The sequence below is a fragment of the Paenibacillus chartarius genome (assembly GCF_042432825.1).
Classification (GTDB): Bacteria; Bacillota; Bacilli; order Paenibacillales; family NBRC-103111; genus Gordoniibacillus; species Gordoniibacillus chartarius.
In genome coordinates, this window is sequence record NZ_JBHLWN010000067.1 from 16,783 (window position 1) to 30,589 (window position 13,807).

15 protein-coding genes are annotated in these 13,807 nt (G+C 57.3%); 4 read left to right on the forward strand and 11 right to left on the reverse strand.

All coding sequences use genetic code 11. The features are described 5' to 3' along the window. Window positions 1-64 precede the first annotated feature (64 nt). From ACFFK0_RS15970 to ACFFK0_RS15980, 3 genes are read right to left on the reverse strand one after another with little or no spacing between them, the layout of a single operon-like run. A complete protein-coding gene (locus ACFFK0_RS15970; RefSeq protein ID WP_377471258.1) occupies window positions 65-1,759 on the reverse strand; it encodes a copper resistance CopC/CopD family protein in 1,695 nt (564 codons plus the stop codon). Then, window positions 1,756-2,013, reverse strand: a complete 258-nt coding sequence (locus ACFFK0_RS15975) for a hypothetical protein (protein WP_377471259.1) — start codon at window positions 2,011-2,013, stop codon at window positions 1,756-1,758. The genes ACFFK0_RS15970 and ACFFK0_RS15975 overlap by 4 nt, the downstream gene beginning before the upstream one ends. Then, window positions 2,010-2,414, reverse strand: coding sequence for a DUF2203 domain-containing protein (locus tag ACFFK0_RS15980; protein ID WP_377471260.1), 405 nt, complete (start codon window positions 2,412-2,414; stop codon window positions 2,010-2,012). Before ACFFK0_RS15980 ends, ACFFK0_RS15975 begins: the two co-directional genes overlap by 4 nt. Before the next feature lie 157 nt (window positions 2,415-2,571). On the opposite strand from ACFFK0_RS15980, the gene ACFFK0_RS15985 reads away from it, so the two are divergent. After that, complete coding sequence (locus ACFFK0_RS15985; protein WP_377471261.1) at window positions 2,572-3,459, forward strand: PhzF family protein; 888 nt, start codon at window positions 2,572-2,574, stop codon at window positions 3,457-3,459. Window positions 3,460-4,958: 1,499 nt separating this feature from the next. On the opposite strand, the gene ACFFK0_RS15990 is transcribed toward ACFFK0_RS15985, so the two are convergent. The 8 genes from ACFFK0_RS15990 to ACFFK0_RS16025 all read right to left on the reverse strand — a co-directional run bounded on the left by ACFFK0_RS15990 (window position 4,959) and on the right by ACFFK0_RS16025 (window position 11,541). Continuing rightward, window positions 4,959-6,713, reverse strand: coding sequence for a diguanylate cyclase (locus tag ACFFK0_RS15990; RefSeq protein WP_377471262.1), 1,755 nt, complete (start codon window positions 6,711-6,713; stop codon window positions 4,959-4,961). A gap of 24 nt (window positions 6,714-6,737) precedes the next feature. Then, a complete protein-coding gene (locus ACFFK0_RS15995) occupies window positions 6,738-7,112 on the reverse strand; it encodes a response regulator transcription factor (protein WP_377471263.1) in 375 nt (124 codons plus the stop codon). Window positions 7,113-7,235: 123 nt separating this feature from the next. Further along, a complete protein-coding gene (locus ACFFK0_RS16000; RefSeq protein WP_377471264.1) occupies window positions 7,236-7,604 on the reverse strand; it encodes a gamma-glutamylcyclotransferase family protein in 369 nt (122 codons plus the stop codon). Window positions 7,605-7,627: 23 nt separating this feature from the next. Further along, the gene (locus ACFFK0_RS16005) at window positions 7,628-8,035 is read right to left on the reverse strand and encodes a divergent PAP2 family protein (RefSeq protein WP_377471265.1); all 408 of its coding nucleotides are present in this window, start codon (window positions 8,033-8,035) and stop codon (window positions 7,628-7,630) included. Between the two features lie 15 nt (window positions 8,036-8,050). After that, on the reverse strand, window positions 8,051-9,817 hold the full coding sequence (locus ACFFK0_RS16010) for a hypothetical protein (protein ID WP_377471266.1): 1,767 nt from the start codon (window positions 9,815-9,817) through the stop codon (window positions 8,051-8,053). After that, the gene (locus tag ACFFK0_RS16015; RefSeq protein WP_377471267.1) at window positions 9,804-10,163 is read right to left on the reverse strand and encodes a DMT family transporter; all 360 of its coding nucleotides are present in this window, start codon (window positions 10,161-10,163) and stop codon (window positions 9,804-9,806) included. The genes ACFFK0_RS16010 and ACFFK0_RS16015 overlap by 14 nt, the downstream gene beginning before the upstream one ends. 27 nt (window positions 10,164-10,190) lie before the next feature. Then, complete coding sequence (locus tag ACFFK0_RS16020; protein WP_377471368.1) at window positions 10,191-11,111, reverse strand: decaprenyl-phosphate phosphoribosyltransferase; 921 nt, start codon at window positions 11,109-11,111, stop codon at window positions 10,191-10,193. Between the two features lie 136 nt (window positions 11,112-11,247). Continuing rightward, on the reverse strand, window positions 11,248-11,541 hold the full coding sequence (locus ACFFK0_RS16025) for a CD3324 family protein (RefSeq protein WP_377471268.1): 294 nt from the start codon (window positions 11,539-11,541) through the stop codon (window positions 11,248-11,250). A gap of 682 nt (window positions 11,542-12,223) precedes the next feature. Here ACFFK0_RS16025 and ACFFK0_RS16030 point away from each other — a divergent pair. The 3 genes from ACFFK0_RS16030 to ACFFK0_RS16040 are packed head-to-tail and all read left to right on the forward strand — an operon-like array spanning window position 12,224 to window position 13,755. Next, on the forward strand, window positions 12,224-12,598 hold the full coding sequence (locus ACFFK0_RS16030; protein WP_377471269.1) for a CidA/LrgA family protein: 375 nt from the start codon (window positions 12,224-12,226) through the stop codon (window positions 12,596-12,598). Next, window positions 12,585-13,052: a hypothetical protein gene (locus ACFFK0_RS16035; protein ID WP_377471270.1), complete on the forward strand. Its 468-nt coding sequence runs from the start codon at window positions 12,585-12,587 to the stop codon at window positions 13,050-13,052. The genes ACFFK0_RS16030 and ACFFK0_RS16035 overlap by 14 nt, the downstream gene beginning before the upstream one ends. Continuing rightward, complete coding sequence (locus ACFFK0_RS16040; RefSeq protein ID WP_377471271.1) at window positions 12,988-13,755, forward strand: LrgB family protein; 768 nt, start codon at window positions 12,988-12,990, stop codon at window positions 13,753-13,755. Before ACFFK0_RS16035 ends, ACFFK0_RS16040 begins: the two co-directional genes overlap by 65 nt. The last annotated feature ends 52 nt before the right edge of the window (window positions 13,756-13,807 follow it).

Sequence of the window (13,807 nt, forward strand, 5' to 3'; positions counted from 1 at the left end):
CCAAAGCAAAGGGCTGCCCGTACCGGTCATCGTGACCGTCGGCAGCCCTTCTTTTTTCATTGTGTTAGAACACGCGGAACGTCTGCTCCTCCTGCAGCTCGTCATCGTTGCTGTTGCGCACCGTAACGGTCAGCTTCCAGCTGCCGCCGAACGGGACATACGGGCCTTGAGCCCGGTAGGTGTACCGCTGCAAGTCGCCGTAGGAGGCATCATTCCCGGTCTTCTCCACTTGCACGACCGGAATGCTGATCGGCGCAATCTCCTTGTTGTCCAAACTGGACAATTGCACGCGTACCTGCTTCGGATCCCCGGCTTCCTTGGGCAGCCACACGACGGCGGTAACCGTATTGTCCGCACCCGGTACATTCGGTGTAATGGTCGCTGTCACATGGAGCGGCGGCCCCATCTTGTGCCAATAAAACGGCTCGTTTTGCGGCTTAGGCGGCAAATACGTCAATACTCCGACGGCCAGCAAAATGGCGGCGATCAGCGACACTTCTGCGGTAAGCAGCCGCTTCACGCGCATCGGGTCATCGGTGCTTCTGATCCGGAATCGTAAGAAAGCGGCGACGATGACGACGGCGGCGACCAGAACGATTTTGGCGATGAGGGTGTAGCCCCATTCGGCATACAAAAGATACGACAGCTTCGGGACATAAAGCACGGTCGAGATGATGCCGGTGACGGTAAGCAGAACGATGGACATCAGCGCTGCCGGAGAGAAACGGCGCAGCAGTCCCATCGTCGTGCTGCGGTCGATGTTCAAGGAAGCGAGGACCGCCCACATCCCGCCTACCCAGACGGCGGCCCCGAGCAAATGGACGTAGTCGGCGACAATCGGCCAAGGCTGCGCCGATGCGGCGTTAGCGTGCCCGCTCAAGCTCTTGACCAGCAGCAGTGCGGCTGCCCAAGCGATATCGAGGTAGCGGCTGCGTCCGACGACGACTAAGCCGATGAGTCCCAGGGCAAATGATGCGACCCAGTTCAATCCGATCGAAGTCGAAGTAAAGAGCTGGACGACCTCGTCCCAGCCTCCTTCCCCGACGTAATCCGGGGCATGCGTAGCAATCAGGAAGAGCAGCGCGATGACATGGACGCGCAGCGTATTCGTCGTCCATGTGCGCCAGGACTGCCGGGACTCGCCCGCCGCGGCTTGCACCGCAGTCGGCGTGCCGGAGCTTGCCAGGTGTATCCAGAACGCCCAGCCTGCAGCGGCCAAGAGCGCCGCGAAATAAATTCCGCGCGACAGAAACTTGCCGGCCTTCTCCACACCGAAGCCATCGGAGAAGCCATGCGCATGTCCGCCGGATGCTGGATTCGAAGGCACCGTTATCGCTGCTTCAGGGCTTCCGGGGCCGATGGCAAGCGGATAGCTTCCGCTTACCGGATGCCCGTCGGCCGATATGACATGGTACGAGACGAGATAAGCCCCTTCAGGCAGCTTCGGCAAAGGAAGACTGACGCCGGTTTGATCCGCGGTCATCACAGCCGCCGCATTCGTTACGGAATCCCCGTCTTCGTTGTATACTTTAATGTAAAATAGCCCGGCATCCAATCTTTCGTTAAATGTCAGCGTAATGCTCGGCGGCGGTTCGGCCAGACGGGTGTTCGGCTCGGGTACGGCCGTGACGAGCGAGGCGTGCGCCGATACGCGAAGCGGTGCCGCAATGGCGAGCAGCGTCAGCAGCAGCACCGCAATCGGCAGCGTCCGCCGCCATAAAGAATGGTTCCTTCTCCATATGTAATAAATAGCGGTCACATCTCCTTAACTATGGTCCCGGCATCGGCACCCGCAGCATGAAGGTTCGAGTAAGCGATGCGCGGGCTCGCAAAGGGCGTTGCGGGTGCGCCGGAGCGAGTTGCGGCGATGAAAGCGATCGCCGTCGCCGGCGGCACCTGCAGCAGGCCGAGCGGCGCCCCGGTCAGCGCCTTCGGCGAAGATCGCCGGCTCTGAGGCGATCCAGCCCCAGCGTCAAATAACATCGGTTTAAGCCAGTTCGCACTAAGCATCATTCGGCCAGCCGCTTTCTACCGGCGTATCCATCCTCAGGGCTGTGATAATATTCGATCGTCGGTTCCCCCGCCTTCCAGCACAGCAGCACTTCCCGCCCTTCCAGCATAGCCGGAAAATCGATCAGCCCGATATCGATATCTTTAATCTGAATTCCCTTCTCAAAAAACTGCCGAATCGAGCTTTTCGCCTCAAATTGGAGAAACTCCAGCTCACATTCCAGCAGGAAAAACGGATCTTCTCCTTCCTGCCTGCTCAGCTCCCCGTAAGCATATTGCTCTTTGCGCAGCCTGAGCTCCGCATATCCGCGCTCAAACGCCCGCTTCGTTTCCTGCAGCTTGGCCAAATCCTCACGTACGAAAGGCAGCATGGCCCGAGCCTCTTCCAGCGTAAAATAACGCATCGTCACAAACCTCCAGTGAATCCGTCGTAATCGTGAACAATATTTTCCTGGCGGTCTCCACATATTACCTACTGACAGTTTACTATAAAAATCGTGACGAATCCAAAGTCGAACTATGCTACAATGGAACGAAATTCGTAAATAGGAGATGTTTGCCGTGCCAACAATCCCCTTCTCTATCGTCGACGTATTTGCCGAGCAGCGTTATGCGGGCAACCAGCTGGGTGTATTTCGCCGGGCAGCCGGCTTGACCACGGAACATATGCAGAGGATTGCCAAGGAGCTGAACTTCTCCGAGACAACGTTTATTTTATCGGACGAGCCGCGTGACGGGGGCTATGACGTTCGCATTTTCACACCGGAACGAGAAATCCCGTTCGCCGGTCATCCGACTCTTGGGACAGCCCACTATATCCGTAAAAATATTATCGGTCATGACGTCCCGGAGGTCATCCTGAACCTTGGCGTCGGCCCTATCCCGGTAAAGTGGGAAAACGACGGCGGCGGACTGGCCTGGATGACGCAGAAGCCGCCCGGTTTCGGCACGAGGTTCACTCGGGAAGAAATCGCATCGCTATTCGGCCTGGAACCGGCCCAGATTGACGAGCGCTTTCCTGTGCAGGAAGTGTCGACAGGACTTCCTTCGTTAATCGTACCGCTGAGGCAGGTTAGCGACGTGCAAGCATGCCGTGTCAACATTGAACGATATGCCGAATTTAGACCAAGGCTGCAGTCCGAAACGCTGCTCGTATTCGCTCCAGGCGCTTTGGAGCCCGGCAACGACCTGCACGCACGGGTCTTTGTGCCGTCGCTGGGCGTTCCCGAGGACCCGGCTACCGGCAGCGCGGCGGGCAACCTTGCCGGATATCTCGCTCGCCATCGCTATTTCGGCATCCCGGACGTGGACTTACGTATGGAGCAGGGCTATGCTCTGGGCAGGCCGTCTCTGCTGTATTTACGCAGCCGGGATGCGGATGACGGCCGCGTTCACGTACAAGTCGGCGGCAAAACCTTCGACATCGCTAACGGAGAATGGCCGGTCTAACCGGCTTTTTCATCGTTTTCTTAAACGAGCCTAGCTGCTTCGTACCGCCAAAATGATGCAGCCTATACCTCGTGACACGATAACGCCCTTTTGGACCTTGTTGTGCGGCGGCGGGGCCCCGGCTTCCCTTAACAACGCCCTTTTGGGCCTTGTTGTGCGGCGGAGGGCCCTCGGCTCACCTCAACAACGCCCTTTTGGGCCTTGTTGTGCGGGTGCGGGTCCCCGGCTCACCTCAACAACGCCCTTTTGGGCCTTGTTGTAGGGCGGCGGGCCCCCGGCTCACCTCAACAACGCCCTTTTGGGCCTTGTTGTGCGGCGGAGGGCCCCCGGCTCACCTCAACAACGCCCTTTTGGGCCTTGTTGTGCGGCGGCGGGCCCTCGGCTCACCTCAACAACGCCCTTTTGGGCCTTGTTGTAGGGCGGCGGGCCCCCGGCTCACCTCAACAACGCCCTTTTGGGCCTTGTTGTGCGGCGGCAGGCCCCCGGCTCACCTCAACAACGCCCTTTTGGGCCTTGTTGTGCGGCGGAGGGCCCCCGGCTACCCCTAACAACGCCCTTTTGGGCCTTGTTGTGCGGCGGAGGGCCCCCGGCTACCCCTAACAACGCCCTTTTGGGCCTTGTTGTGCGGTGGCGGGCCCCCGGCTTCCCCCTACAACGCCCTTTTGGGCCTTGTTGTGCGTCGGCAGGCCCCCGGCTCACCTCAACAACGCCCTTTTGGGCCTTGTTGTGCGTCGGCAGGCCCCCGGCTACCCCTAACAACGCCCTTTTGGGCCTTGTTGTGCGGCGGCGGGCCCTCGGCTCACCTCAACAACGCCCTTTTGGGCCTTGTTGTAGGGCGGCGGGACCCCGGCTTCCCCCTACAACGCCCTTTTGGGCCTTGTTGTAGGGCGGCGGGACCCCGGCTTCCCCTAACAACGCCCTTTTGGGCCTTTGTTGTAGGGCGGCGGGACCCCGGCTTCCCCCTACAGCGCCCTTTTGGGCCTTGTTGTGCGGCGGCAGGCCCCCGGCTCACCTCAACAACGCCCTTTTGGGCCTTGTTGTGCTGCACGAAAGTAGTGTGTAAGTGGTAGCATGTAGGTAGTATCCTGTAAGTGGTTGCGTGTAGGTAGTTGCGTGTAGGTAGTTGCGTGTAGGTAGTTGCGTGTAGGTAGTTGCGTGTAGGTAGTTGCGTGTAGGTAGTTGCGTGTAGGTAGTTGCGTGTAGGCGGCAAGCATCTAGGCTGTATCATGTAGGTGCTTGCATGTTGATGGTTGCATGTAGGTGCTTGCATGTAGGTGCTTGCATGTAGGTGGTTGCATGTTGGGGGTTGCGTATAGGTGGTGCCGCCGTGCACATGCAGACGTGCGATACAGCCGCATAGGTGCAGCCATGTAGGCCCAGCCGTGCACGTGCAGCCGTGTAAATGAACCGGCATCCATGCACACAGCAAACCACAAAAAAACAGGCCCTTCCCGGTCAGTTGATCACATCCTCAACCGAACCAATCGGGCCCGCCAAAGCTATAAATCAAGCAGCCGCTTCACGCGCAGGTCGAGCTCGACGAGCGAGAACGGCTTCGGCAAATAATCGTGCGCACCGAGCTCGTAGCCGCGGGCGATATCGTCATCCTTTTTCCGCCCGGACAGCATCATGACTTTCGTCTGCTCATGGTCCGTCGTCCCTCCGGCCAGGTGCCTCCGATGAAGCCGCTCCAGCACCTGAAGTCCGTCCATGCCCGGCATGCTGCCGTCCAAGATGCACAGGTCGAACGGCCGGGAAACCAGCAGCTCATACGCCTCGTCCCCATTGCCCGTCTCTACGATGTTAAGCGGCATCTCCAGCTCGCGCAGACGACCGATCACGATGGAACGCAGAATCATATCGTCATCGGCGACCAATACGTTACGACGGACAGCCTCCGACGATGACGTCCCGGCCCAGGGGTCAATCTGCTCCTCCGAGCCTATGCCGGCCTCCCTGGCGAGCAGCACCCGATTCCGCCCTTCCTGCTTGGCTTCGTACATCGCTTGATCCGCAGCCTGAAGCCAATCCTTGACCGACTGACCCGGCTTCCACTCTGCGATACCGGCGGAGAAGGTGATGCGATATTCGTTTCCATCGTTCTGAGCGGCGGGGTTGTCCCGAACCTGCTGCAAAATGTGCTGAACGACCTGCTTCGCCTGCTCCCCATCCGTATTGGGCATTGCAATGACATACTCTTCCCCGCCGAAACGAGCCAGCAAATCCGTCGCTCTTAGTCTCTGCTGGACGATATGCGATAAGCCCTGCAGCACCAAATCCCCGATATGGTGCCCGTACGTATCGTTAATCGACTTAAATTTATCGATGTCCAGGAACGCAATCGAAAGCGGCGCCGGATAACGTTCAGCCCGCTGCAGCTCAAGCTTGATCTGATTGTCAAAATATAACCGGTTATACACCCCCGTCAGCGGGTCGCGAAACGCCAGCTGTTCGAAGCTCTCCGTCCGCTTCAGCAATCTGTAGATGCGAGCCGCAAGCTCCTCGTATTGAAACGGCTTGGTAACATAATCATCGGATCCCATATAGAAGCACCGCACTTTGTCCGACACATCCTCGCGCCCGGACAGTACGATGGTCGGAATCCATTGCAGCGTCGGATCCTCCTTCAACAACTCGAACAGCTCGTAGCCCGATTTCGGATGCATAACCAGATCAAGCGTTATCAAGTCGAAAGCTTGCTCGCGCAGCAGCCGTATGGCCGTATCCACATCGGCCGCTTCCGACACCTCGTAGCCGTCTGCGTTCAGCCTGCTCACCAGATAGGAGCGGAGTGTATCATCGTCGTCGATTACAAGGAGCCGGCCCTTGTGCGCTCCTCCGGAGAGCTGCCTCGCCTTCACCTTCTGCTTGTCCATCTCATATTCAACTTTGGAAATGTCGAATTCCCGTCTCAGATCGCTTATCAAACCCGACGTTCCTGCGAGACTGTGCCGGTACAGTCTCCGCTTCGAGTGTTCCGTACGGCACCCCTCGCCTTCCGGCTCCTGCGTCCACTCCCACAGCTGCGTAAGCCGCTCCGCCACTTTGCCGATGCGGGCAAACCCGAACATCGCGGCCGAACCTTTCAGCGTATGGACGATTCGATATAATGCCAGCGCGCTCTCGTCGAACGAGGCCGGCTCCTCCGACAGCCTCAGTTCCAGCAGCTCCAGCCGCTTGAGCTGGCTCTCCAGCTCGTTTACGAACAGCCTCTGCACTTCGCGCATGAGCCGATTGTTTGAATCCGTGTGCACGACCTCAATGCCTCCCGTCCGTTTCTACGCTGCCAGCAGCTGCTTCACGACCTCGATCAGCTGCAACGGACTGAATGGCTTAACAATGTATCGGGTGACACCTGCCGCTTTAGCCTTCTCCTTGTCCTTCTCCAGCGCTTTGGCCGTTAAAATAATCACGGGCAGGTCCCGGTTCGGACCGCACCCGGCGCGCAGCCATTCGCACACTTCCACGCCCGTCTTCTCCGGCATCATATAATCAAGAATGACGAGATCGTATTGCTCCAGTTCGAGTAGCTTCTGCGCTTCGCCGCCGTCCTCCGCTTCCGTAATCTCGTAGCCTTCCTCGGCCAACGTCTCCGTAATGAGATACCGCAGCGCCATCTCATCATCTGCAAGCAGTATTTTCTTCATCGTCATACACGATCTCCTTAACGCCAATAATTAACGTCATTATATCATGAATCGGATATCTATAAAGCTGTTATTTTCCGAAAATTCTACCACCTTCGCCATCGTTCGACAAACACGCCGACATTTCTTTTAACGCTTCCGCCAGCTGCCGCACGAAATAAGCGGACAGCCTCGACTGTCCGCCCACACATATACCCAGCCGCGCATATCCGATGCGGCATCCTCCGCTTCAACCCGCTCATAGTCGTTGCCCGGATGGCTTGGACCGAAATACTCCTCCAGCGCATCCATCGCGGCCAACCCTTCTTCCGTTACCTTCAGCCAGACTCCCTCGACCGGCGGAGCCGCCTTGTCAAGCACGAGTCCTGGATACGGACCGTAATCGTACAGCCAACCCCGAACCGCACCGGCCTTCGGCTCCGCCGTCACATAGGGCGCGGCGATATGATGGTTGCGTTCCCCAGGCAGCAGCGTCCCGTATACGAAAACATAACACATACCGTTACCCGCCCGCCTTTCACTTAAGCCAACCACTGCGATGCAACGCTCAGCACATAGCCCAGCAGCGTGCCCAGCACAAGACCGCCGAGCACTTCGATGCGGTTGTGCCCCATGCTTTCGCGCAGCTTCTTCTCGCTCGCCGGATTCAGCTCGTTCAGCCGCTTGGCATGGAAACCGACGTGGCGGCGCAGACCCGTCGCGTCGATAATAACGATAAACGTAATCGCCGCACCTAGGCTGAACATGGCCGTGTCAAAGCCTTCGCGGAATCCGATCAGCATCACGGTCGTTGTCATGATCGACGTATGATTGCTCGGGAAGCCGCCGTTGCCGATTCTCTCCTTCGCGTTGCCGAACCGCAGCTGATTAATGATGAATTTGAGCGTCCCTGCGCACAACCACGCCAAGAAGGGAGCAATAATATACACGGCTTTCACTCTCCATTATTCGATACATAATAACGACGCAGCATAAGCGGCCGTTACCGGCTGCTTGCAGCGCAGATCTTCCTTCTTCACCTCGCGGTAGTCGATGCCCCACTCCTTCATTCGCTGTGCCGGAGCTTTGAACGCCTCCGAGAAGAGCGCCACCTGCTTGCCCTGCATGTCCTGCAGCTGCGCCTTCACTTCCTGGCTCTGCTTGTAGGCTCGGCCTATACTGATGTCAGCACACAAGTATGCGGAAATGAAACACATCGCCAGCACCGCCGCTCCGGCACCGCGAAGCAGCCATTGACGGGCTCTCCACGCCGCCGCGACGAAAACCAGCGGTACCAGCCAAAGCTGAGGCACATAACGGGCCCACCACGGTTCAGGGTTAATGAACACGGAAGCCAGCAGCCCAGCGCCCGCAAAGGCGGCCACTACGCCTACCCGCCAGCGAAGCATGACAATCAGCAGCCCTAGGGCCGGCGTAAGCACAAGCAGCCACCGAGAAAGCGGCCCGAACCCCGCAATCCGGGTATCCACGTTCAGGTTCGCAAACTGCCTCCAGTCGATCGGCCACCATGCGGACCGATGCGTGACGTTCGGCGCGATGACGTCCTCCGTCTTCGACGTATAGGAGACGGCAAACTTGTACCAGCGTGTATGATTGTGGAAATCCGCCGGCGAGTTTACCGTCATGATATCAAGAGCGCCTTTTCCGGCTAGCGGATAGAAAGGATGCCCTTGCTTAACGGTATTAAATACATAAGGGTTCCAGCCGATGACGACGACCGCAACCGCTGCGGTAGCCAGCAGCACCGTAATGGGACGCCACATAGCCCTTGCTTTAAGGACAGCGAGCAGCCTTGCCTTGACTCCGCCTTCACCGCCCTGCATGCTTCCGTCCTTGTTCTCAAGCCACAGCCGAATCGCAACCGCCGCAACCATCGTCGCGCACAAAATTCCGGCATACGCGATCGCCGTAAATTTAACATTAATCAGCAAAACGACGGCTCCGGCCGAAAGCCAAAGCGCCCGGCGTTCGTACGTATAGGTGAAGTATGCAAGCGCCGCGGCCAGCAGCAGCAGCAGGCTGCCGATGATACCATCGTTGTAGTAAGTGAACAGCTGCATCGACGTGACCGGATTCATCGCCGCGCTGGCAGCGATCAGCACCGCGGCCGATCCGCGGGACAATGCGGACAGGCCCGAGAACGCTTCGCCCTTACGCTCGGCGGAGAACACAGCAAGCAGCACCGCCAGAGCTGCAAAAAACGACGAAGCCATCACGATGACATTCACCGCCTTACCCGTTTCGGCAAAACCGGTGAGCGTGTATATCGCCGCAGCAATAAACCAAACGCCTTTAGGGTAATGGTTCACCCAGATCAGGTCGATCCCCATCGGGTCGTAAATCGGATTCCAGCCGCTCTGCAGCTGGAGCACCGCGAAATAGTGGTACACCTGGCCGTCATACGACGTATCGTAGATGACACCGGCACTATAGACCGACACCGCCGCACATATCGCCGAAATAAGCAGCGCACTGCCGCCGCGGAGCCATAACGACCCGCCCGGCGCCCCCCGCCTCAGCCGCCATATCGCAAACGCCGCAACCGCTGCTGCCATAACCAGCAATCCCAAGCTTAACGTCATGCGCGTAACGGGCAGCCGAAGCAGCAGCACGACGAACATCGCTGCATAAAGCGCAGCAACCAAGCCAAATAAACAGCCTGAAACTGCGATACACCATTTTGCCGCCAGCCGGAAGTTACGATTTTGCAAGTACAACCACTCCCGCCACGATCAACAGCATGGCGCCCAGCTTGGCAGCAGTGACCGTTTCTTTAAGTACAAATACGGAAAATACAAACACAATTACATACCCTGCTGCGACGAGCGGATACGCTTGCGACAACGGGAGCCGGGAAAGCGTGAAAATCCACAGCACGGCGGAGATGCCGTAGCACATTAGCCCGGCCATAATAAACGGCGACGTCAGCATCGCGCGCAGCATAGGCACGAGCGAAGGCATCATCTCGCCGCCGAGCTTATTGGTGCCAAGCTTCATGAGCACTTGCCCGGCGGCACCTAACAGAATCGAAGAAAAAGCAAATGCGTAAGCCTGCATTATACAAAATCCTTTCCGTACAGCCTATTATTCGAAGAAAGTAAGAATGACGGTGACGGCGACACCGAACAGCACGACGCAGGTGAGGATCCCTTTGTCCTCAAACAGCAGCTCGTCCGGCTTACCGCCCTTGCCCAGCACATGAATGAGATACAAATACCGGAAAATGCCGTAAAACACAAACGGAATGGTCCACATGAGGTAAATCGTACGCCCCGACATGAACGTGAACAGCGAGTAGCTGATGATAGCGCAGGTCGTCACGATGGTCGACATCTGATCGAGCAGCGGCTCGGAATAATGCTCCAGCACCTTGCGGTGCGAGCCCTTGGAATGCTCCAGCAGCAGCAATTCGTGGCGTCGCTTGCCGATAGCGAGGAACAGCGACAGGACGAATACGCACAGCAAAAACCACGGCGTAAAGCGCACATTGATCACCAGCGCCCCGCCGATCGCTCGCAGCACGAAGCCCGAAGCAAGAATCATCACATCGAGAATGACGACGTGCTTCAGCTTCAAGGAATATCCGACGTTAAGGCCAAAATAAACCGCCAGCAGCAGCGCAAACAACGGGTGCATCGTAAACGCCACGACCAGCGACCCGATCAACAGAACGGCTCCTACACTCAGCGCGAACGCGGGCTTCAGCTGTCCCGACGCCATTGGACGGTGCCGCTTCTCCGGGTGCTGCCGGTCCGCCTCGCGGTCCATAAAATCGTTCAAAATATAGACGCAGCCGGAAACGAAGCAAAATAAAAAGAACGCAATAATCACATTCGTTATTTGGATCGGCTGGCCGGTGCCGAGCGAGAAGACGAGCGCAGCGAAGACGAGCACATTTTTGCTCCACTGCTTCGGTCTTAACTGCTTGAACATCAGCTTAAGCGTCTGCATAGGCGATACGGCGGCATCGCTTTGAATCGTGTTGCGGTGGGTGGACAAACGAATCGACTCCTTATGGCGGGACTGTTTTCATAAGCTTTGTAAATTTTATCATAAACTCAATAAATATGAACGTTTTTTCTCTGTTAAAAGTTTCCCCATTCGGCCAAAAGAAAAACAGCGACGCTAAGGTCGCTGTTCGCTAGGCTCGCTGGGAGCTTGCCGCATGGAGCCGCTTTTTGGTAATGATTTTGCGAATGCTGTCTTCCGACAGGTGGAACGACTGCACGAGCTCGATAATCGGCGTGCCGCTCTGGTACATGCGGAAAATTTCGCTGTTGCGGCGCTCGATGATGAGGCGGGTTCCGTTATTTTCGCCCCAGCCGGCGCGCTTCTGTTCCTTCTTCGGTATATAAATAATCTCGCCCTGGATGTACTCCTGAAGCTGCTTCAGCAGGCTAGGGGGAAGAAAATCCTTTCCGTTTTTGTAACTCATCAAATAAAACCTCCCTGAAGGTTTCCATAAATGTTGGTGTAGCGGTTGTCTGGCTAGTGCTGACGGTATGCGCGGCCGTGCCGGTAAATGCAATTTGCATTGCCCATTCCTCCTTTTCGTAGTTTAAATGTATGAGAATCGCTATTTACACCCGTTTCTGGGCGCAAAAAAGACACGATACCCTGTATCGTGCCTTAGCGTTCGTACTCGTATATACGTAAACGAAAGGTCAGGTCGCGGATATGCCATGGGCGCTGCTATTCGATTGTAACGAAGCGTCGGCTGCAAATACGGATACAAACACAATCGGCATAACAGTACGGGTTACCATGGAATCCATCTCCTTTCGTTCGGTAGTTAGTGTTGGTTAATACTGCCATTATAAACCATTGGTTGAGACATTGTCTAGTGAAATGTGAAGGGGCCGGGGTCGGCCCCTCCCTGCAAACAGTCTCTGCTTACGCAGAGACCACCTCAGCTGCAGTAATCAATCCGATCACACTCCTTTCCTGCGAAGTAGCTGGCCGGCTCATTACCTATCATGCCCGAATTGGAAGCCGTTAACAAGGGCAAGAATCGTTATAACGGAAATGTCCGAACGCATCAGGAATCGTTATAACCGATGCTTGCCTAATTATCGTATACTGATGTAATTAGATTCGTGGGGTTGGAGGTGCGGGGAATGCTTGGCTTTGCGATTTTACTTGGATTCAATTTGCTGGGGCTTGCCGTCAAGGAGCTTGGTCACATACCGCTTCCGGCGAACCTGATCGGACTGATCTTGTTTACGGCGTCCTTGTTTTTGCGGATTGTGAAGCTGGAATGGGTGGAGCAGACGGCCGGCTTTCTAACGAAGCATATGCTGCTGTTTTTCGTGCCTTTTCTGGTCGGAACGATGACGTTCTTTCCGTATATTGGAGCCCATTGGCTAAGCGTCGGGGTGAGCTTGGTCGGAAGCACGTTTGCGGTATTGGCTGCGACGGGCTGGATGACGGCGGCACTGTCCGGCCGTGCCGGCGGAAAGAATCGGCGGGAACGTGGCGTTGACGGAGAGTAGCCCGGATGGGGGTATGATCGGCATGGCTGCGGCGATGAGAGCGCCGGGCGTGGGACTGACGGGCGCGGTAGCGGCGCGGAGTGCGGCGAATGTGTGGATGATGGGCGCGGCTGCGGCGCGGAGTGCGGCGTATGTATGGATGATGGGCGCGGCTGCGGTGCGGAGTGCGGCGAATGTGTGGATGATGGGCGCGGCTGCGGCGCGGAGTGCGGCGTATGTATGGATGATGGGCGCGGCTGCGGTGCGGAGTGCGGCGTATGTATGGATGATGGGCGCGGCTGCGGCGCGGAGTGCGGCGAATGTGTGGATGATGGGCGCGGCTGCGGCGCGGAGTGCGGCTGGCGTGGGGATGGATTGGATGGTTACAACGGAGAGCGAGGCGACTTGGGATGACAGATATAGGGGTGGTGCAGAGCGCAGCGGACGCGGGGGTGACGGGCATCGCTGCGGCTAGTAATGAAGGGTTGGCTGCTTTGTGGAGTGGTCAGCCGCTGTTCGGGCTTGCCGTAAGCGTGTTGTTTTATGTGGGCGGTTTAGGACTGCACCGGCGCTTTCCGTCGATCCATCCGCTGTTTACGAGCTCCGCAGGCATTATTGTTCTTCTGCTTGCGCTAGGCGTGCCGTATGAGGCGTATCAGGCCGGCGGGGAATGGCTGACGCTCGTTCTCGGTCCGGCCACTGTAGCCCTCGGCGTGCCGCTGTACAAATATTGGTCGCGAATCCGGCAAGAAGCGTGGGCGGTCTGCGTCGGGATCTGTGCCGGAGCTATTGTCGCCATTGTCATGGCTGCACTGTTCGTTTGGCTGCTGGGCGGGAGCCGGGAGCTGATTTTGACGATGATGCCGAAGTCGACCTCCTCCCCCATCGCCATCGAGCTGTCCCGTCTCATCGGCGGCAACCCTTCCTTCACCGCGGTGTTAACCGTTCTGACCGGGCTGTTAGGCAGTATGTTCGGGAGGGCGTTTCTGCGGCTTATCGGTGTGAGGGATCCTCTTGCAATCGGCATTGCTGTCGGCGTAGCGGCGCATGGGATCGGTACAGCCAAGCTAATCCGGCAATATGAGGATGAAGGCAGCTACAGCGCGTTCGCTATGGCGCTCACCGGCATTGTGACGGGCTTGCTGTTTGTGCCGATTGTTTTGTGGCTGCAAGGTTAAGGCTTGCGGGATGATTGCATGCTGCGGGAAGTAATGAATATTTCCACACAAG

Bases quoted from the DNA above. Each gene is read 5' to 3' on its own strand.
- ACFFK0_RS15975 (WP_377471259.1), bottom strand. From the start codon at position 2,013: ATGATGCTTAGTGCGAACTGGCTTAAACCGATGTTATTTGACGCTGGG.
- ACFFK0_RS15980 (WP_377471260.1), bottom strand. From the start codon at position 2,414: ATGCGTTATTTTACGCTGGAAGAGGCTCGGGCCATGCTGCCTTTCGTA.
- ACFFK0_RS15995 (WP_377471263.1), bottom strand. From the start codon at position 7,112: ATGACGATGAAGAAAATACTGCTTGCAGATGATGAGATGGCGCTGCGG.
- ACFFK0_RS16000 (WP_377471264.1), bottom strand. From the start codon at position 7,604: ATGTGTTATGTTTTCGTATACGGGACGCTGCTGCCTGGGGAACGCAAC.
- ACFFK0_RS16015 (WP_377471267.1), bottom strand. From the start codon at position 10,163: ATGCAGGCTTACGCATTTGCTTTTTCTTCGATTCTGTTAGGTGCCGCC.
- ACFFK0_RS16025 (WP_377471268.1), bottom strand. From the start codon at position 11,541: ATGAGTTACAAAAACGGAAAGGATTTTCTTCCCCCTAGCCTGCTGAAG.
- ACFFK0_RS16030 (WP_377471269.1), top strand. From the start codon at position 12,224: ATGCTTGGCTTTGCGATTTTACTTGGATTCAATTTGCTGGGGCTTGCC.
- ACFFK0_RS16040 (WP_377471271.1), top strand. From the start codon at position 12,988: ATGACAGATATAGGGGTGGTGCAGAGCGCAGCGGACGCGGGGGTGACG.